The organism is Massilia antarctica, from assembly GCF_015689335.1.
Classification (GTDB): domain Bacteria; phylum Pseudomonadota; class Gammaproteobacteria; order Burkholderiales; family Burkholderiaceae_D; genus Telluria_A; species Telluria_A antarctica.
In genome coordinates, this window is sequence record NZ_CP065053.1 from 6,222,921 (window position 1) to 6,240,903 (window position 17,983).

Here is a 17,983-nt window from a genome sequence, read left to right on the forward strand (position 1 = left end):
GCTTACTCCACCCGGCCGAAGCGCAGCAGCGAATGGCAGTAGCCGATGCCGTCGCGCGCGGTGAGCAGTTTGAGTCCGGCCGCTTCGGCCAGGCGCACGTAGTCGCCGCTCTCGTAGATCTTGCTGTTCCCGCTGGCCATGGCCGTGAAGTACGGCGAGGTGTTGATCAGGCAGTAGGAAGCGATGTCGTAGCGCTGGCGGTCCCAGAAGGTGTCCATGACCAGCAGCTGGCCCTGCGGCGCCAGTGCGGCAGCGGCGCGTTGCAGGATGGTGGCAATGGCCGGCTCCGAGAAGCAGCTCAAAAATTGGCTCATCCAGATCACGTCCATCCCCGACGGCAGCGCCACGGCCGGGTCGAGCAGGTCGGTCGGGTGCAGGTGCGCGCGTTCGCGCACGCCGGCCGTCTCCAGCGAGGTCGCGGCGACCGACAACTGGCGCGGCAGGTCGACCAGGTGCAGCTCGACGTCGGCGTTGTAGTCCAGCGCGACGCAGCTGAATTTGCCGGTGTTGGCGCCCACGTCCATCACCTTGCGCGGCGCGGTCGCGAACACGTCCGGCATGATCGACGGGAAAGAGGTGTCCGAATAATAGTGGTCGAAGGCGAACCAGCTGGTCTTGGCCGGCTCCGACAGTTCCGACAGGCCCTGGTACAGGGTGGGCCACTCGCCCAGGGCTTTCAGGCCGATCGGCTTTTCGGCGTCGAGCGACTCGTCCAGCTTGAACAAGCCCTGGTAGCAGACGTCGTGGTTGAAATCGATGTTGATCTGGGTGATGCTGTCGGTGAGGACGCAAAAACCAGCCTTGTCGAGCGCATAGCGGCCATCGTGCACGAACACCACGCCGGCCGACAGGCAAGTCTCCAGCACGACTTTGAGGGCGTATTCGGTCCAGCGGCCGGTGCCCGCCAGGTCGGCGATGGACAGTCCCGTTTCGCCGGCGTCGGCCAGGGTTTGCAGCATGCCGCGCTTCCACGCGTAGCGCACGCACTGGAATACGACCGGGCCGAAGGCGATTTTCTGGGCTTCAAAACGGGCTTCGAAGGCAGTCTGGCGATCAGGGGAGAATTTTTTATCTAACATGCGAGGCTTCAGGTTAAGGACCAAACAGGATGCGGCCGCCGGCGTGCTGCCCGGCGTCGGAGAAATAACGGAAATGCAGGGTGCCGCTGGCGCCGTCGTCGGCGTTGTCGTACTTGAGCTCCAGCTGGAACGGGATGTCGGGCCTGACCACCTGCTGGAACTTGAGCGCATGGATGGCGCGAAACGTCGGTGCCATCGCAAAGTGCAGGCGCGCGTAGCGAATGGCCCAGTCGACTTGCACCACACCAGGCAGCACCGCCGCTTGCGTGAAGTGGCCATCGAAGTAGAACAAGGTCGATGGCACCACCATTTCGAGCAGGGTGCGCTGCGCGTCCTGCTCCAGCAGGCGCACCTGCGGCACGCGCGGACGGGCGTCGCCCACGCCGAGCAGGGCTAGCAGCTGCGCGTGGGTGGTCTTGCCCTGGGCGTTGAGCGGGAATTGATCGAGATAGCGCCAGCGGCGCGGCAGCGCGACCGCTTCCACCACCCGTCCCAGATGGGCGCGCAGCAGCGCATTGAGCGCCTGCTTGCCCTCGGCATCGAGCAGCGCGCGCCCGCTGGCGGACGGAATCACGAACCCGGCCAGCACCTGGCGTTCGCCGGCCCGCTCGGGGCAGACGATCACGCGCGCTTCGCTGGCCAGGCCGGACGCCACCAGGGCCGCTTCAATGGCGTCGAGCGAGATGCGCTTTTCCTCGATCTTGACCAGGCGGTCGCCGCGGCCGAGCAGCAGGAAGCGCCCGTCCGGGGCCGGATTGACCCGGTCTTCGAGGGCCAGCCAGCCGTCGTCGCCCAGGTGGCTCGAGCGCACTTCGAGGCGGCCGCTGTCGGGCGCGATGCGCCAGGCGACGCCGGGCAGTGCTTCCCATGCGCCGGGCAGGCCGGGATGGTGGCGGCGCCATGCGACGCCGCCGGTTTCCGAGCTGCCGTAGATTTCGATCGCCACCTGGCCGAGCAACTGGGCCGCCGCCACCGAGGCGTCGGGAGCGAGCGGGCCGCCGGACGAAAACACGGCGCGCAGGCAGGACGCGGCCGCGCTCCAGTCCAGGTGGGCGGGCAAGCGTTTCAGGTGGGCCGGGCTGGCGACCAGCACGCAGGCGCGCTGTCCGAGGACCTGCGCGAGCTGCTCGGGATAGGCCAGGCTGGCCGCGTGGATCGCGCGGCCGGCGGCCAGCGGCCACAGGACCTTGAACAGCAGGCCATAGATATGCTGGTGCGAGACGGTCGAATAGACGTCGGCGTCGCCGATGGCGGGGCCGAACAGGGCGTCCAGGGTGGCCACTTCGCTGGTCAGTTGCGAGAGTTGTTTCGGGATCGCCTGCGGCGCGCCGGTGCTGCCGGAGGTGTGCACCACCAGCGCCGCGAAGTCGCCGTCAGGCCCGCTCCATGGCAGCGCGCAGGCGTCATCGTGTGCCGGCTGCAGCGGCGTCCAGCGCGCCGGGAACTCGCCCAGGAAACAGTCGACCGAGCGCGCCAGCGCGATGCAGCTGGCGTCGAGCGTGTCGGCGCTGAGCCACACGGTTTTGCCGGCCTGCCAGGCGCCCAGCAGCGCGGCGGCGAATTCGAGGCTGTCCTCGATGTACAGGGCCGCGTTGGTGCCGGGCGTGCGCAGGGCCAGCGCGCGCCATGCGCCCGCGCGCGCGCGCAGCGCGGCGACGGTAACGGGCGTGCGGACGGAAGCGGCCTCGCGCCAGCCGGCGATGGCGGCGCCAACGCGCGTGCCCAGAATGGAAAACAGATCAGCCATGATGCAATCGCTTAAAGCGCAGACGTACCAAAAATTCAGCGGCGAACAGTACCCCCATCAGGCAGTACGAGATCACGCCGTTGTACAGCGACCAGACCTCTTGCGAGGCCCACAGCGCGGTGCCCAGCGCAATGGCGCCGTTCACCACGAAAAAACCGCACCACACCTTGGTCACCGTGCGCGTGTAGGCCACCGCCGCGGGCGGCAGGTCCGGCTCGCGCATGCGGGCGAAGCGTTCGACCATCGACACCGGGGTGGTGAGCGTGTACCCAAAGGCCGCCAGCAGGCCGGCACTGACCAGCACCGGGTACAGCTTCAAGGGCAGCATGGCGTTCCCCATCACCGCCACGGCGGCCAGCACCAGGGCGCCTGCAGCCGACCAGCGCGCGCCCACGCTGGCCTTCAAGGCCGGCAGGCGCGCCAGGGCGGCGAGCAGCAGCAGCACAGCCAGCGAGCGCGGCTCCACCCTGCCCTGTCCGTACCAGACGGCCAACGGATAACACAGCGTGAGAACGACCGAGATCGCGGCCAACGGCGCGGCCAAGCGGCGCATGCTTATAACGCCTGCTCCTCGACCAGATCGTCGAGCGCATTGACCACGTCGCCGATAGTGCGAATCGTCTTGAATACTTCCGGCTGCAGGCGCTTGCCGGTCAGCTGCTTGAGCTTGACCGCCAGGTCGACCGCGTCGATGCTGTCGATATCGAGATCGGCGTACAGGTTCGAGTCCGCCGTCAGCGCGGACTTGTCGAGCTCGAACATGTCGGCCAGCAGATCGACGACCCACGCCTGCAGCTCGTCCCGGCTCATATTGTTTACGTCTACCATACAAACTCCTTACTTTTTGCGGTGGGTTTCAATCAAGGCCGCCAGCGCGCGCACCGACGCGAAATGGCTGCGGGTGTCTTCCGAATCGGCAGACAGCGAGATGCCGTAACGCTTTTGCAGCGCCACGCCCAGTTCGAGCGCATCGATCGAGTCCAGGCCAAGGCCTTCGACGAACAGCGGCGCGGCGCTATCGATATCGTCCACCTTAATATCTTCCAGTTGCAGGACGTCGATGATCAGTTGTTTCACTTCTGTTTCAAGCATGGCCTTGGTACTCTCCAGTAAAAAATTGTTGCAGGTAGTCCGTCAGATGACGCACCGCCATTACTTCGCTCATGTCGGCGCCCAGGAAGGCGTCGACCTCGATGTCGTCTTTCACTTCAAGCCGGAACTGCACGAAGCGCTCCGGCACGCGCCACCACTTGTCGCCCTTGCCCAGGGTGGGCGGCTGGCAGTCGATCAGCACCGGAGTCACGGCGCGCGCGCCGCGCACGGCGATGTTGGCGGCGCCGCGTTTCAGGCTGATCGCACCGCCTGCCGGGGTGCGCGTCCCTTCCGGGAAGATAATCAGGTTGTTCCCGGCGCGCAGGGAGGCGATGCACGCCTCGACCAGCTGCTCGCCGCTGTCGTTGCTGATGTAGCCGGCAGCCCGCACCGGGCCCCGGGTGAACGGGTTATTCCACAGGTGGCTCTTGACGATGCAGTCGGCGCGTTTCACGAACGCCATCAGGAACACGGTATCGATCAGCGACGGGTGGTTCGCGAGAATCAGCAGGCCACCCCGTTCGAGCTTTTCGAGCCCGATGAATTCATAGCGCAGCACACCGAGGCCGCGCATCAGGCCCACAAAGCCGCGGAACGTCAGGCGCAGGATGGCGCGCGCCACCGTGACGCGCGCGGCGCACTCCCACACCACCAGCTGCAGCAGCGGGAACACCGCAATACGCAGCAACAGGCCGCCGATACCGAAGGCGAGAAAACTGATGCCGGTGGCGAGCACGCGCCAGTAGCGGCCGATCCGGTCAAACATCGCGCGTCCAGGTCCAGCGCTGCATGCCCGCCTGGCGCACCAGGCTCGCGGCGCCGCTCAACTGGAACTGCAGCACATCCAGGCCACCCGGCTGGGTCGACGCCGGCGCCGCGGTATCGGCATCGGCGTCGGCGGCGGCGCAGGCCAGGCTGATTGTGTCCGCGCCGGGCGCGGTCATCAGCCACGCCCAGGCGTGCGGCTGTTCGTCGCAATCCTCGAAATGCGCGAGGACGGCCGGCAGCGCGCAGTCGTACACCACCAGCAGAACCATGGGCGCGCCGTCGGCCAGCAGGCCGCAGGCTTCGACCACGCCGTGTTCGACGGTCGCCGCGCCGGCCGACAGGGCCATGTGATTGGCGCGGTCGGTGCGGGCGATCGAGAACAGACCGGCGCTGGCGTTGTGCACGGCCAGGCCGAAGCCGGTAGGCGACATCGGTTCACCCTGGGACAACTCGCCTAGCAGGTCGACCGCGCGCGACACTTCACCATGGCGCGAACAGAACACCGCCGCAACATCGGTGCGGCCGTCGAGGCAGCGGTAAGCCACTTCAAGCGCCATCTTGCCGAGGAAGCCTGCGCGGCGGCGCAACATGGCCGGCATCGATGCCACGGCCGGGTCGGGGCCTGCGCCGGCCGCAGCGATCCTGACCGGCACCTGCGCCCATCCAGCCCAGGCCTCGGCCGTTGCCAGTCCGGGCGCCCACGCCGAATGCGCAGCAATAGAAAACTTCAGGCCATCTACTTGCATTTGGTGCTAATTTCTCTAAGGTACATACAGCCTAAATTATAAACTGCCGGTAATGCTGGCTCCTAGAGGAATACTTCCATTCGAGAAACTATAGTAGCGGCAAGCAACAGAACTGCGAATTGTCCCACTGTTACGGGATTTTATGCAAATAAATATCTGATAAACAACAGGATGAGACTATTCAAGGGAAGCGGGGAGCAATAAATATGATGGCGAGGGGTGCGCCGATAGCGGGAGACTGCAAAACCGTGGATTGGCGGACACAGCGGAAGGCGGGAATGTTACCGGGATGTTGGCTTGACATGTAACACCGGGGGCGGTCCCCGGTTTTACATTGACTTGTATTGCCGCAGGCGCGACACAGGCCGGCAAGCCATCGCCGGATGCGGCGCGCGGCAGCGCGGAACTTTTAGATTACTGCGCTGTCATACCATCATCGGCGGTGATGATGGCGCCGTTGATGAAGTGGCTTTCTTCGGCCGCCAGCAAGAGCAGCAAGCCGTCCAGGTCTTCCGGCTTGCCCGGACGCTTGCGCGGCAGCATGTCGATCAGTTTCTGGCCTTGTTCGGTGGCGAAGTATTCTTCATTGATTTCAGTGGATATATAACCAGGACAAATCGCGTTGACATTGATGCCATACTTGCCCCACTCCACCGCCATCGCCTTGGTCATTTGCACCACACCGGCCTTGCTCATGCAATACACCCCGATTTGCGGCAGCACGCGCAGGCCGGCGACGGAGGCAATGTTGATAATACGATGCTGTTTTTTCGGATCGCCCTTGGCGCGCTGGATCATGCGCTTGGCCGCTTGCTGGGCCACGAAAAAGGCGCCGCGCAAATTGGTATCCATAACGTAGGAGTAATCTTCCGGGGTTACGTCGATCAGGCGCTGGGTCGTCGAAACACCCGAGTTGTTCACCAAAATATCGATCGGGCCGGCTTCGGTTTCGGCGTGCGCGATGGCTGACTTGATGCTGGCCAGATCGGTCACGTCGAGCGAGACCACGTGCGCGGCGCCGCCGTCGGCTTCGATTTCGGCGCGCAACTCCTTAAGGCGGTCGGTACGGCGCGAAGCGAGCACGACCTGGGCGCCGGCGCCGGCCAGTGCCTTGGCGAAGCGCGCGCCCAGGCCGCTCGATGCGCCGGTGATCAGTGCGATTTTTCCTTCGAAATTTACTTCAATACCCACGATCGGCTCCTGTGCGGTGGTCTTGCGAAAGCATAATGATGTCACAAATTGCCAGTATTAGATGGCAAGGTCTAATATTGTCCGTAAAATGGCGCCAAAGTTGCAATCCTCGACAAAAAGCCGCACACTCGTGCTTAAATTTTCCTATCCCATGAAGAGACCATGACAGAGCCTATCAATATCCTCGAACAATACGGTCCGCGCGAAGCGATGGAGTACGACGTTGTCGTCGTCGGCGGGGGCCCTGCCGGCTTGTCCGCCGCCATCCGCCTGAAACAGATGGCGGCCGAAAAAGGCCAGGAAGTGTCCGTGTGCGTACTGGAAAAAGGCAGCGAAATTGGCGCGCATATCCTGTCCGGCGCCGTGATGGACCCGCGTGCCCTGACTGAACTGATTCCGAACTGGAAGGAACTCGGCGCGCCGCTCAATACGGCCGTGACCGAAGACCGCATCCTGTTCCTGACCGAACACAAGGCTTACCAGGCACCCGGCTTCGTGACGCCGGCCTGCTTTGAAAACCACGGCAATTACGTGATTTCGCTGGGCAATGTGGTGCGCTGGATGGGCGAGCAGGCCGAAGCGCTCGGCGTGGAAATCTTCCCGGGCTTCCCTGCCGCGGAAATCCTGTACAACGAGAACGGTTCGGTCAAGGGCGTGGCGACCGGCAATATGGGCGTGGACCGCCACGGCAAGCCGACCGCGGCCTTTCAGCTCGGCATGGAACTCCATGCCAAATACACCTTGTTCGCCGAAGGCTCGCGCGGCCACCTCGGCAAGCAGCTGATGGTCAAATACGACCTGAACAAGGGCAAGGATCCGCAGTCGTACAGCATCGGCATCAAGGAATTGTGGGAAATCGATCCGGCCAAGCACAAGCCGGGCCTGGTCATCCACACCACCGGCTGGCCGCTCACCTCGGATACCTACGGCGGTTCCTTCCTGTACCACATGGAAAACAACCAAGTGATGGTCGGCTATGTGATCGGCCTGTCGTACGAGAACCCGTATCTGTCGCCGTACGAAGAATTCCAGCGCTACAAGACGCACCCGGCCATCCGCACCTTCTTTGAAGGCGGCAAGCGCATTTCCTACGGCGCCCGCGCGATCACGGCCGGCGGCCTGCAAGCCTTGCCGAAGCTGGTGTTTCCGGGCGGCGCGCTGATCGGCTGCGAAGCGGGCTTTTTGAACATGAGCCGCATCAAGGGCAGCCATGCGGCGATCAAGACCGGCATGCTGGCGGCCGAATCGGCCTTCGCGGCGCTGGGCGAGCAGCGCCAGCACGACGAGCTGGCCAGCTTCCCGGCCGCGTTCGAGCAATCCTGGCTGCACGAGGAATTGCACGTGGCGCGCAACGTCAAGCCGTGGCTGTCGAAAGGCCTGTACCTGGGCTCGATCATGACCGGCATCGACCAGCTGATTCTGCGCGGCAAGGCGCCGTGGACCCTGCACCGCGATTACGGCGACCACGAGTGCCTGAAACCGGCGGCCAACTATGCGCCGATCGCCTATCCCAAGCCGGATGGCAAGCTGACCTTCGACCGGCTATCGTCGGTGTTCATTTCGAACACCAACCATGCCGAAGACCAGCCGATTCACCTGACCCTCAAGAACGACAGCATTCCGGTGTCGGTCAACCTGGCGCAGTATGCCGGGCCGGAGTCGCGCTACTGCCCGGCTGGCGTGTATGAGTTCGTCAAGACCGACGAGGGCAAGGACCGCCTGCAGATCAATGCGCAGAACTGCGTGCATTGCAAGACCTGCGATATCAAGGACCCAACCCAGAATATCGTGTGGGTGACGCCGGAAGGCGGCGGCGGGCCGAATTACCCGGGGATGTAAGCCCCACCGCCGGTTCCGCCCCTGTGGCGGGACCGGCGGCGATGTTCAGTGCGGCAGACGCGGCATGCCCGCAGCGGCCATCGCTTCGAATTCCTGCGCCGGCATCGGCCTGGCAAATACATAGCCCTGCGCGAAGTCGCAGCCGGCATCGACCAGCAGCGCGCGCTGCACCTTGGTCTCCACCCCTTCCGCCACCACTTTCAGTCCCAGCTTGTGCGCCATGACGATAATGGCTTCGCACAGCGCCAGGTCGCCCACATCGTTTTCCAGGGTGGCCACGAAGGATTGGTCGATCTTGACGTAGTCGATATCGAAGCGCTTGAGGTGCGAGAGCGAGGAATAACCCGTGCCGAAGTCGTCCAGCGCCACCTGCAGCCCCATTGCGCGGAACTGGCGCAGGCGCTCGATGACCTGGGCCGCCCCTTCGAACAGCACGCCCTCGGTGATTTCGATGACGATGCTGTGCGCCGGCAAGCCCAGCTCGGTCAGGTAGTCGAGCCAGCTCAGGTACAGGTCGGCGTCGTGCCGGAACTGCACCGGCGACTTGTTGACGCTGACCTGGAATAAGGGGTCGATACTGCGCTGCCAGCGCTGGACCTGCTGCGCCACCTCGCGAAATACCCAGTCACCGATCTCGACGATGAGCCCGTTCGATTCGGCGAACGGGATGAATTCGGCCGGCCCCAGCAAGCCGCGCACCGGGTGGCGCCAGCGCAACAGTGCTTCGGCCTTGTGCACGGCGCCCGTTTGCAAGGACACGATGGGCTGGTAGACGATCTCGAACTGGCCCAGCGCAATGGCCGTGCTCAGGTCGGCGGCAATGCCCTGGCGCGCCTGGGCTGCCTGTTGCAGGTCGGGTGTGACATAGCTGAACTGGTGGCCGCCCGCGTTCTTGGCGACGTACATGGCGCGGTCGGCGCGCTCGACCAGCTGGTCGATGTCGCGCGCGTCCGGCGGGTACAGGGCAATGCCGACGCTGGCCGACACAAACGCCATCTCGCCGGCGAGGTCGAACGGCAGGGCCAGCGCCGCGACGATGGCGTGGGCGATGCGCTCGACACTGCCGATATGGTCGAGCCCCGACAGGATCACCGTGAATTCGTCGCCGCCCAGCCGCGCCAGGGTATCGCTGGAGCGCACGCAACTGGCGAGGCGCCGGCTCGCTTCCATCAGCACCAGGTCGCCGCGCGCATGGCCGAGGCGGTCGTTGATTGCCTTGAAGTGGTCGAGGTCGATGAACAGCAGCGCCAGGAAGGCGGCGCCGCGGTCAGCCTTGCGCGTTTCATGGCGTAAGCGGTCCATGAACATGTGGCGGTTGGGCAAGCCGGTGAGCGCGTCGTAGTTGGCCTGGTGCCAGATCAGCTCGGTTGACTGCTTGTGCTCGGTGATGTCGGTGACCAGCGCCAGCGCGCCGAGGCAGACGCCGTCGGCGTCGAGGATAGCGCTGGTCGACATGCAAGTCCAGACCACCCTGCCATCCTTGCCGATGAAACGGTATTCGCGGGCGATGGGCGCACCCTGGGCGTGACCGGCGAGGCATTGTTCGAGCATGGCGATGCCGTCGTCGTCCATGAACGAGAGCAGCGGACGCGCCAGCATCTCTTCGATGCTGTAGCCGAGCATCCGGGCCATGCGCGGGTTGACGAAGGTGGTGTTGGCGGCGCGGTCGATCTCCCAGATACCCTCGCCGGCGCTGTGGACGATGCGGCGCAGGCGCTCTTCGCTGCGTTCGAGCGCGGCCAGCTTGCCTTCGGCGCGCTCGACAATGAGGCGGCAGGCCTGGCCGCTGCCGTCGGCGCTGCCGTGCAGGGTGACGTCAACGCCGCCCGCGTCCGGGGTGCGCAAGCGCATGCGGCAGGTTTCGCCAGTGCTGCTGTTGAGAGCGCGGGCGAAAAAGCCGTCGAAGTCGGGCAGGAAGGCCGGTACCACGAAGGTGCGGAAATGGTGCAGGCCGGGATTGGCGCGCGCTACGCCCAGCATGGTGGCGCCGACCAGATTGACTTGCAAAACGGCGCTGTCGAAGGCCAGCAGGAAGTAAGCGACGGGAGCGAGCAGATACAGGTCGCCGGAACGCGCCAGGTCTTGCTCGTGGCGCAGGCGGTCGATGGTGACGCCGCTGTTGTCGGTGACGGGCAGCGGCGAGGCGTTGCGGGCCAGCGCGGGCAAGGCGGCCGGCTCGCCGGGGTCGTAGGCAAAGGCGCCGCCAGGCAAGGCGTGATCGGCGCGGCGGGCATGTGCGTGCGCGGAGCCTGTCTGCGCTGCCGGATCGTGATCGTTGTCCATCTCACCTCGCACACATTGCACACGCCAGCGGACACCTGCCACACCGGCACGCGGCGGCGCACAACGGCGAGGGAAGCACTGTGCACAAGACTAGCATGGGCGCGGGCGCCATGTCGAGCGCCACCACCGATCGCGCGCGCCGCAGATTCGCGAACGCGGCAATCCGGTTAGCGGTGCGCGCGGTTCAGGCGCCGTTCGAGATAGCGCTGCAGCGCCTCGAACAGCAAGCTCAGGCACCAGTAAATCAGGGCCGCCGTCATATACAGCGGCAAGGGATTGGCGCTGCCGGCGACCGCTTCCTTGGTCGCAAGCATGAGCTCGCTAATGGTGACGACCGAGACCAGCGAGGTATCCTTGATCAGGCTGATCAAGGTGTTGCTCATCGACGGCACGGCCACGCGCAGCGCTTGCGGCAGCACCACGTGGTACAGGGTGGACCAGTAACCGAGCCCCAGGCTGAAGCTGGCGCGCCACTGGCCCTGGCTGACGCCCAGCACGGCGCCGCGCAGGCTCTCCGACAGGAAAGCGCCGGCATTGAGCGACAGCGCCAGCACCCCGGCCACCACCGGCGGGAAGTCGATGCCGATGCTGGGCAACCAGTAATAGATGACGTACAGCTGCACCAGCAGAGGCGTGCCGCGCATCGCGCTCACATACAGTTGGGCCGGCGCGCGCACCAGCTTCCAGCGCGACAGGCGCATCAGGGCCGTGGGAAAGCCCAGGGCCAGCCCGCCGACCATCGAGGCCAGCGCAAAGATCACCGTGTAGCCGGTGCCCTTGAGCATCGAGGGCGCGGCATCGCGCAAGAGTTCGGCCAGCGCGCTCCAATCCATCGGCATCGGCCCGAATCAGGGCTGCGCGGCCGGGCGGCTGACGTCGCTGCCGAACCATTTGAGCGAGATCGTCTTGAGGCTGCCGTCGGCCTGGGCCGCGGCCAGCGCCTTGTTCAGGGCGGCCTTGAGCTCTGGATTGCCCTTGCGCACAGGAATGCCCATGCGCTCGACATTGCCGACCCGCGCGCCAGCCTGGATCGGCAGCCTGGAGTGATTGAGCAGGTAAGCCACCATCAGGCTATCGTTGAGGGCGGCGTCGATGCGGCCGAAAGCGAGGTCCTGCAAGGTTTCCGGCGCGGCCGGATAGCTGCGCACATCGATGCCGGGCACGGCCTTGGCCTGCTGTTCGTAGACGCTGCCCTGCCCCACGCCCAGTTTTTTGCCCTTGAGGTCGGCCAGGGCGGCGTACGATGCCTTTTCATTCTTGCGCACGATCAGTTGCGGATTCGAATAGGTATACGGCTCGGAAAAGTCGAAGGTTTGCTCGCGCTTGGGATTGATGCCCACCTGGCTGACGACCACATCGAACTTGCCGGCCGCAAGCCCGGCCAGGATGGCGCTCCACTCGGTGGTGATGAATTCGGGCTTCAGGCCCATGCGCGCCGCCAGCAAGGTGGCGACGTCGACGTCGTAGCCAGCCAGCTGGTTGGTCTTCAAGTCCTTGAAGTTAAATGGCGGATACGTGCCTTCCATGGCGATTTTCAAGGTGCCGCGCGCCTTGGCGCCGGCAAGCAGGTCGGCGCCGGCGGCCGGCATGGCCAGGGCGGCGCCGATCAGAACAAGGCTCAGGGTCAGGGTCAGGCGGCGACGGGGCTGGATAGGCATGTAATCTGGAATGTTATGGAAAAGAAAAACAGTTTAGCGCGAATAGCTGGCTTTACGGTGGCGCCCGCCGAAATTGTGGCCGACCACGAGGGTGGTGCTGGCGACCAGGGTCGACAGTCCGATGATGAGCTGGACCAGTTTATCGTCGGGCAGCACCCACAATTGGCCCTGCGGCGCCTCGACCCCGGTGGCGGCCATGATCAGGGGCGCGATCCAGGCGGCATCGTCGTCGACGTCGAGAATGACGGCGTCGGCGCTGGTCTGCATATAGATGTTGCCGCCCTCGGCCAGGGTGAAGCAGACGCCATAGCCGGTTTCGTGCGGGGCGATGTGTTCGGTCAGGCTTTGATTGTGCTCGTCGATCCACAGTTCGACGTCTTGCGGGGTCTCGAGTACGGTCCAGGGGCGCGGGCGAAAGCGCGGCGCCGGCGCGGGTGTTTCTGAGTTCATTGCATCCTGAGAGTAAGCGTTTAACGGCGCGTATCGTACGGCATTTTCCAGCGCGCGTACATGGAACCAGTGTGCGCGCGCGAGGTCATAGTAGCGTTAACGGGAGGGTGGATGACGAAGCACACCGAGAAAGTTCACCGGCCGGGCGATGGCTATCTGTCCGAATTCGAACAATTCATGCAAGGTTTCCTGGCGCAGCATCCGGAGGTGGAGGTGGACCGCCAGCGCGGCTGGGATATCTGGTGGGACCACCGGATCGATCTGGATGAGCTCGACAAGCAGCGTGAGAACGAGCTGCCGGTCAAGCCCTACGTGTACGATTAGCCTCGTTCATTGGTCACAGTGAATTTTTATTGCAATTTAGAATTTTCACGGTAAGATGAAGGTGCGCGGTTCGCTTATTTGGTAAAGCCCAGTCAGGAGTGTCTCAGACCGAATGACTGATAACCAGGTTCGATTCCTGGACCACGCACTTCATACGAGCCCGCCTGATTCCCGCCCGGTCACATCGACGAGCGGGACATCAGGGCGGCGCCGCCAGCAACACACACCCCTCGAAACGCTTGCCGTCCCCTGGAGCGGCCCTTCATTCATCCAGCGCCTCCGAATTTCGATCGTCCCACATATCAGGCGCCGCCCTGATATCGAACGGCCATGAAAGTTCGCCCGATTCTTTTGATCGGGAACAGGCCTCGCTTTGCACGTTTTACATAGGCTGAAATGCGCACTCGTCGTGGTGAAAATAGCGATCCGAATGAGAGGTTGATATGAACAGCAGATTGACACTACTACTAGCATCCGGTTTATTCGTATGTGGACTGGCAAGCGCCGGGGCCGGCCCGGCAGCCCCTGTCGACAAGGACACGGTGAACTCAACAGCCAAAGAAAATCGTTCACCTGAACGCGATGCAATCAATGCTACGGTATTCAAGCTTGCCATGCAGCTAGCCGCATTAACAAAGCGCACTGTTGTTAACGGAAGAATTCAGTCGGAGACAAGGGCGGACGACTTGGTTGGAACCTAGGAACCAAGGGCAATGCGCGCGGTCTACTCGACCAAGCAAGATTTGCAAATGGAAAACTAAGAGCGTCCACCTTCACGCCATTGCACACGGCAATCAGCCGGCCCACATCCCTCGTCGCCAGACTTAACCTTTCCAGGTACGCTTAAGTCCGGTATCGGCATGAATCCAGCCGCCGCGCGGCCCGGACCGATAATAGTACCCTACCCCGCCCTGGCGGAAACTGCGCACCAGTCCGCCGAGCACCTCGGCATTGAGCCTGGCGATGCGGATATCGGCCGCCTTGCCTTCGATATGCAGGGACTGGCGCGCCGCCGGCACACCCGCTTCGCGCAGCTTGTCGTTCGATTTGGTCGTGCGAAAGCCCGACAGGATTTCCAGCGGCTCCTCGATGCCGTAGCGCGCAATGAAGGCCTGGGTGCCCCACAAGGTGTCGAACAGCTTGGGATCGATGGGCGCCGTTTCCTTGCCGTTGACGTCACGCATCAAGTGGCACAGCTCCTGGTAGGCCGAATCGATGACCTGGCCATCCTTCCAGTACAGCACCTTGGTTTTTTCGCCGCTTTGCGGACGGGTCATCGTCAGCACGCGCGGCTTGAGCCAGAAATCGAGGTCCAGCGCTTGTGCATCGAAAATATCGGGAGGGGGGGCCAACTCGGTTTCCGGAACTGGCGCGGAGGGCGCCGCCGCCCGCGCTGGCGGCGCCGGCTTGCCCGCTTTGGTAACCTGGACCGGCCGCCTGGGCTTGTCCGCCGGCGCCGCGCTCGCGCTGCCGCAACCGATCAGCGGAACCGAAATCATGCCCATGGTGGACAGGCATAAGCCTTGATGTAAAAAATCTCTGCGCGTGGCCATGACGAATACTCAGTAAACAAGGCGCACACTATAGCGCAAGCTTGCCGTGCGCACATGGCGCACGTGCATTATTGCCCGGTACAGTTGCAAAAACGCTTGCGCGGGCTGGGGTCGCTCGTCTCGCAGGTGTTCAATTTCTTCCAGAAGAAGTCGCACTCCAGTCCGTAACAACTCTTTTCCTTGCCCGCGAGGATGTAGCCGTTGCGTTGGTAAAACTTGCTGGCGGTAATGGTACTGTTCAGGCGCAGCACGCTCACGCCCCAGGCCCTCGCCTGGGCTTCCACGCCGCGCAGGAGCGCCTTGCCGACGCCGCTGTACAGCGCTTCAGGCAAGACATAGCACAGGGACAATTTGCCGGCCTGGGTCAGCAGCGCCACACCGACGACGGCGCCGTCGCGCTCGGCAACCAGGGCATGGTTGGCCGGCGAGACGAACCAGCTCGCCACATTCTGCGGCGTCTTGTTGCCCAGCCAAGCCATCAGCGCCTCCGGATTGTGCTGGTGATCGGCCACGCAACACTCCGTAATCGAGCGGCGCAGGACGTCACACGCGGCAAACGCGTCTTCAGGCATAGCAATGCGAATCTCAATACCCATGTGCGATCACGATAGTCAATAACAAAGAGTAAAAGGAGTTGCTGCAGTCCAAGCGCAACACAACTATACCAAGAACAGGCGCGCACGCCTGTTGCGAATTCACCCTATCCGACCAGCCTACGCCGCCCGGCAGATGCTGCCCACGAAGAAAATCAAGGAAGCTTATGCGACACTTCCACGCTGGCCCCTTCTAAGCATATGACAAAACAATACTTCCGTTTTGGCTGCGGATTTTAGACCATGCGTCTTGGTTCCTACAATAGAAAGCCCAAGAGAACACCATGAAAACAACATGCAATCGGCTTACCCGCCGGGCGATCCTGGCCCTGGCGGCCGGCATCGCCATCGTGCCGCTCGGCGCCAGCGCCGCCGATGCCCAGCTGCTCAACGTCTCGTACGACGTGGCGCGCGAGCTGTACAAGGAAATCAATCCGGCATTTATTGCAGAATGGAAGAAATCCACGGGCGAAACCATCACCATCAACCAGTCGCACGGCGGGTCGAGCAAGCAGGCGCGCTCGGTCGCGGACGGGCTCGAAGCATCGGTGGTGACCATGAACCAGGCCAATGACATCGACATGCTGGCCGAGCGCGGCGTGGTGGCGGCCGACTGGGCCCGGAAATTTCCGCACAATGCGGCGCCATTCTATTCGACCATGATTTTTTTGGTGCGCAAGGGCAATCCTAAACAGATCAAGACCTGGGACGACCTCGCCAAGCCCGGTATCAAGGTGGTCATTCCCAACCCGAAAACGGCCGGCAACGGGCGCTATACCTACCTGGCCGCCTGGGGTTCCGTGATCAAGAAGGGCGGCACCGAAGCCCAGGCGCGCGAGCTGGTCGCCGGCATCTTCAAGAACGTGCCGGTGCTCGACGGCGGCGGCCGCGCGGCCACCACCACCTTTACCCAGCGCGATATCGGCGACGCCCTGGTGACCTTCGAGAGCGAAGTGCAGATGGTGCGCACCGAATTCGGCGACAACTTCGAGGTCGTCTATCCGGCCGTATCGATCCTGGCCGAGTCGCCGGTGGCGGTGGTCGACAAGGTGGTCGACAAGCGCGGCGTGCGCAAACAGGCCACCGCCTACCTGAACTTCCTGTATTCCGAGGCCGGCCAGACCATCGGCGCCAAGCACTTCCTGCGCCCACGCTCGGAAGCGGTGGCCAAGAAATTTGCCGCCAATTACAAGCCGATCGCGCTATTCACGGTCGACGAAGTCTTCGGCGGCTGGAAACAGGCGCAGAAAAAACACTTCGACGATGGTGGCGAATTCGACAAGATCTACCAGGCAAAATAAGCTTCCCCGTCGCTTGCGCCATCCATGCGCAAGCGGCCTTTCCTTCAGCCTCCTCCTCCCGTTCGCGCCCCCCTGCCGGGATCGGCCAGATAGCATTTCCGCCACCCTCATAGCATACGAGAAACTTTACTTTCTTGAAATAATTCAGGGACTTACACCGCTTTATTAAGGTGTTTATTGCGCTTGAGCTTGTTTTGCCGCGCACACGCTAGACATGGCCTCGCCTTTGATGCTATCGTGCCCCTATAGTAGTTGCCGTATAGAATTAACCCACCCAGCAGCTGCCGCGCTCCCCGCGCCGCCATCGACCCAGCCCTACTGCAAAGACCAAGCACATGATCAAGAAATTACTTGTCACCCTATTGATATCGATGTCCGCCACGGCCGCCCTTGCCGTGCCGTTCGGATCGCAATCGGTACTGGTGATCGAGGACGACACCGGCAAGATCCTCCTTGAAAAGAACGCCAACCAGGTCGTTTCCATCGCATCGCTGACCAAGCTGATGACCGCGATGGTCGTGCTCGACGCCAAACAGGACATGAACGAACAGATCGCCATCGACCAGCGCGACGTCGACATGCTCAAGCACAGCACCTCGCGCGTGCCGGTGGGCGCCGTGATCAGCCGCCACGACGTGCTCGCGCTGGCATTGATGAGCTCCGACAACCGCGCCGCGGCTTCCCTGGGCCGCACCTATCCGGGCGGCGTGGTGGCGTTCAAGTCGGCCGTGCGCGCCAAGGTGGCGGCGCTCGGCATGACGCAGACCGTCATCGAAGAGCCGACCGGCCTGTCGCCGAACAACAAGTCGACGGCGTCGGACCTGATCAAGATGGCCAGGGCGGCATCGGCCTATCCGGAAATCACACGCATCACGACCGAGTCGAGCGATACGATCAATATCAGCGGCCGCGAGGTCGAGTACCGCAACACCAACCGCCTGGTCGGCGCCAAGGGCTGGGAAATCGGCCTGTCGAAAACCGGCTACACGGAAGAAGCGGGCCGCTGCCTGATCATGAAGATCAAATCGGCCGGCAAGAACGCGACCCTGGTGCTGCTCAATGCCAAGGCCAGTTCGGCCCGGATTCTTGATGCGCTCAACATCCGGCGCTTCGTCGCCGGCGACGACGCGCCGGCGCTTGCCCATGCACCGGCACGCCAGCGCGCGCAGCATGTGATCGTGGCGGCGGCGCGCGCGCCGGTGATCAAGGCCAGCCTGCATGGCCGTGGGCGCAACTATCCAGTGATCGTCGCCGCCCACCATGGTCCGGCGGCCAAGGCGGGGCTGCACAGCAGGGTCAAGTTAAAGCAGAACAAACCGGTCATCCACCGCCACCGCCACGAGTAAAAGCAGCCGCCGT

General features: G+C 63.5%; 18 protein-coding genes and 1 tRNA gene. 5 read left to right on the forward strand and 14 right to left on the reverse strand.

The window, feature by feature from the left end:
• Positions 1-2: 2 nt before the first annotated feature.
• From IV454_RS27340 to IV454_RS27375, 8 genes are all read right to left on the reverse strand, one after another.
• Positions 3-1,079, reverse strand: coding sequence for a class I SAM-dependent methyltransferase (locus IV454_RS27340; RefSeq protein ID WP_206088724.1), 1,077 nt, complete (start codon positions 1,077-1,079; stop codon positions 3-5).
• Between the two features lie 13 nt (positions 1,080-1,092).
• A complete protein-coding gene (locus IV454_RS27345; RefSeq protein WP_206088725.1) occupies positions 1,093-2,826 on the reverse strand; it encodes an ApeI family dehydratase in 1,734 nt (577 codons plus the stop codon).
• Positions 2,819-3,379, reverse strand: a complete 561-nt coding sequence (locus IV454_RS27350; protein ID WP_054263017.1) for a COG4648 family protein — start codon at positions 3,377-3,379, stop codon at positions 2,819-2,821. Before IV454_RS27350 ends, IV454_RS27345 begins: the two co-directional genes overlap by 8 nt.
• Positions 3,380-3,381: 2 nt before the next feature.
• Complete coding sequence (locus IV454_RS27355; RefSeq protein ID WP_229521869.1) at positions 3,382-3,654, reverse strand: acyl carrier protein; 273 nt, start codon at positions 3,652-3,654, stop codon at positions 3,382-3,384.
• A 9-nt stretch (positions 3,655-3,663) separates the two neighbouring features.
• On the reverse strand, positions 3,664-3,918 hold the full coding sequence (locus tag IV454_RS27360; RefSeq protein WP_054263019.1) for a phosphopantetheine-binding protein: 255 nt from the start codon (positions 3,916-3,918) through the stop codon (positions 3,664-3,666).
• A complete protein-coding gene (locus tag IV454_RS27365) occupies positions 3,911-4,684 on the reverse strand; it encodes a lysophospholipid acyltransferase family protein (protein WP_206088726.1) in 774 nt (257 codons plus the stop codon). Before IV454_RS27365 ends, IV454_RS27360 begins: the two co-directional genes overlap by 8 nt.
• Positions 4,677-5,432 carry a beta-ketoacyl synthase chain length factor gene (locus tag IV454_RS27370; protein ID WP_206088727.1) on the reverse strand — a complete coding sequence of 252 codons (756 nt, stop codon included), beginning with the start codon at positions 5,430-5,432 and terminating at the stop codon, positions 4,677-4,679. The genes IV454_RS27365 and IV454_RS27370 overlap by 8 nt, the downstream gene beginning before the upstream one ends.
• Before the next feature lie 414 nt (positions 5,433-5,846).
• On the reverse strand, positions 5,847-6,623 hold the full coding sequence (locus IV454_RS27375) for an SDR family oxidoreductase (protein ID WP_054263022.1): 777 nt from the start codon (positions 6,621-6,623) through the stop codon (positions 5,847-5,849).
• A gap of 162 nt (positions 6,624-6,785) precedes the next feature.
• On the opposite strand from IV454_RS27375, the gene IV454_RS27380 reads away from it, so the two are divergent.
• Positions 6,786-8,462, forward strand: coding sequence for an electron transfer flavoprotein-ubiquinone oxidoreductase (locus IV454_RS27380; protein ID WP_206088728.1), 1,677 nt, complete (start codon positions 6,786-6,788; stop codon positions 8,460-8,462).
• 45 nt (positions 8,463-8,507) lie between these two features.
• Here IV454_RS27380 and IV454_RS27385 read toward each other — a convergent pair whose 3' ends face one another.
• From IV454_RS27385 to IV454_RS27400, 4 genes are all read right to left on the reverse strand, one after another.
• Complete coding sequence (locus IV454_RS27385) at positions 8,508-10,745, reverse strand: putative bifunctional diguanylate cyclase/phosphodiesterase (protein WP_206088729.1); 2,238 nt, start codon at positions 10,743-10,745, stop codon at positions 8,508-8,510.
• A 167-nt stretch (positions 10,746-10,912) separates the two neighbouring features.
• On the reverse strand, positions 10,913-11,578 hold the full coding sequence (locus IV454_RS27390) for an amino acid ABC transporter permease (RefSeq protein WP_206092859.1): 666 nt from the start codon (positions 11,576-11,578) through the stop codon (positions 10,913-10,915).
• A 15-nt stretch (positions 11,579-11,593) separates the two neighbouring features.
• Complete coding sequence (locus IV454_RS27395) at positions 11,594-12,403, reverse strand: transporter substrate-binding domain-containing protein (RefSeq protein ID WP_054263024.1); 810 nt, start codon at positions 12,401-12,403, stop codon at positions 11,594-11,596.
• Between the two features lie 33 nt (positions 12,404-12,436).
• Complete coding sequence (locus tag IV454_RS27400) at positions 12,437-12,853, reverse strand: hypothetical protein (RefSeq protein WP_206088730.1); 417 nt, start codon at positions 12,851-12,853, stop codon at positions 12,437-12,439.
• A gap of 111 nt (positions 12,854-12,964) precedes the next feature.
• On the opposite strand from IV454_RS27400, the gene IV454_RS27405 reads away from it, so the two are divergent.
• Positions 12,965-13,177 (forward strand): DUF3460 family protein, encoded by a 213-nt coding sequence (locus IV454_RS27405; RefSeq protein ID WP_206088731.1) that lies wholly within the window; start codon positions 12,965-12,967, stop codon positions 13,175-13,177.
• A gap of 63 nt (positions 13,178-13,240) precedes the next feature.
• Positions 13,241-13,325, forward strand: a tRNA-OTHER gene (locus IV454_RS27410).
• A 676-nt stretch (positions 13,326-14,001) separates the two neighbouring features.
• Here the strand turns inward: IV454_RS27410 and IV454_RS27415 are convergent.
• Both IV454_RS27415 and IV454_RS27420 read right to left on the reverse strand, forming a co-directional pair.
• Positions 14,002-14,730: a YcbK family protein gene (locus tag IV454_RS27415; protein ID WP_229521870.1), complete on the reverse strand. Its 729-nt coding sequence runs from the start codon at positions 14,728-14,730 to the stop codon at positions 14,002-14,004.
• A 68-nt stretch (positions 14,731-14,798) separates the two neighbouring features.
• A complete protein-coding gene (locus IV454_RS27420; RefSeq protein WP_307730176.1) occupies positions 14,799-15,242 on the reverse strand; it encodes a GNAT family N-acetyltransferase in 444 nt (147 codons plus the stop codon).
• A gap of 365 nt (positions 15,243-15,607) precedes the next feature.
• Between IV454_RS27420 and IV454_RS27425 the strand changes: the two genes are divergently transcribed.
• Together IV454_RS27425 and IV454_RS27430 are read left to right on the forward strand one after the other, a co-directional pair.
• A complete protein-coding gene (locus IV454_RS27425) occupies positions 15,608-16,624 on the forward strand; it encodes a sulfate ABC transporter substrate-binding protein (RefSeq protein WP_206088733.1) in 1,017 nt (338 codons plus the stop codon).
• A gap of 335 nt (positions 16,625-16,959) precedes the next feature.
• Positions 16,960-17,970, forward strand: a complete 1,011-nt coding sequence (locus IV454_RS27430) for a serine hydrolase (protein WP_206088734.1) — start codon at positions 16,960-16,962, stop codon at positions 17,968-17,970.
• The last annotated feature ends 13 nt before the right edge of the window (positions 17,971-17,983 follow it).

Excerpts from the sequence above, each read along its gene's own strand:
- IV454_RS27390 (WP_206092859.1), bottom strand. The coding sequence starts at position 11,578 with ATGGATTGGAGCGCGCTGGCCGAACTCTTGCGCGATGCCGCGCCCTCG.
- IV454_RS27415 (WP_229521870.1), bottom strand. The coding sequence starts at position 14,730 with ATGGCCACGCGCAGAGATTTTTTACATCAAGGCTTATGCCTGTCCACC.
- IV454_RS27345 (WP_206088725.1), bottom strand. The coding sequence starts at position 2,826 with ATGGCTGATCTGTTTTCCATTCTGGGCACGCGCGTTGGCGCCGCCATC.
- IV454_RS27360 (WP_054263019.1), bottom strand. The coding sequence starts at position 3,918 with ATGCTTGAAACAGAAGTGAAACAACTGATCATCGACGTCCTGCAACTG.
- IV454_RS27365 (WP_206088726.1), bottom strand. The coding sequence starts at position 4,684 with ATGTTTGACCGGATCGGCCGCTACTGGCGCGTGCTCGCCACCGGCATC.
- IV454_RS27370 (WP_206088727.1), bottom strand. The coding sequence starts at position 5,432 with ATGCAAGTAGATGGCCTGAAGTTTTCTATTGCTGCGCATTCGGCGTGG.
- IV454_RS27355 (WP_229521869.1), bottom strand. The coding sequence starts at position 3,654 with ATGGTAGACGTAAACAATATGAGCCGGGACGAGCTGCAGGCGTGGGTC.
- IV454_RS27430 (WP_206088734.1), top strand. The coding sequence starts at position 16,960 with ATGATCAAGAAATTACTTGTCACCCTATTGATATCGATGTCCGCCACG.
- IV454_RS27395 (WP_054263024.1), bottom strand. The coding sequence starts at position 12,403 with ATGCCTATCCAGCCCCGTCGCCGCCTGACCCTGACCCTGAGCCTTGTT.
- IV454_RS27340 (WP_206088724.1), bottom strand. The coding sequence starts at position 1,079 with ATGTTAGATAAAAAATTCTCCCCTGATCGCCAGACTGCCTTCGAAGCC.
- IV454_RS27425 (WP_206088733.1), top strand. The coding sequence starts at position 15,608 with ATGAAAACAACATGCAATCGGCTTACCCGCCGGGCGATCCTGGCCCTG.
- IV454_RS27385 (WP_206088729.1), bottom strand. The coding sequence starts at position 10,745 with ATGGACAACGATCACGATCCGGCAGCGCAGACAGGCTCCGCGCACGCA.
- IV454_RS27405 (WP_206088731.1), top strand. The coding sequence starts at position 12,965 with ATGACGAAGCACACCGAGAAAGTTCACCGGCCGGGCGATGGCTATCTG.
- IV454_RS27380 (WP_206088728.1), top strand. The coding sequence starts at position 6,786 with ATGACAGAGCCTATCAATATCCTCGAACAATACGGTCCGCGCGAAGCG.
- IV454_RS27350 (WP_054263017.1), bottom strand. The coding sequence starts at position 3,379 with ATGCGCCGCTTGGCCGCGCCGTTGGCCGCGATCTCGGTCGTTCTCACG.
- IV454_RS27400 (WP_206088730.1), bottom strand. The coding sequence starts at position 12,853 with ATGAACTCAGAAACACCCGCGCCGGCGCCGCGCTTTCGCCCGCGCCCC.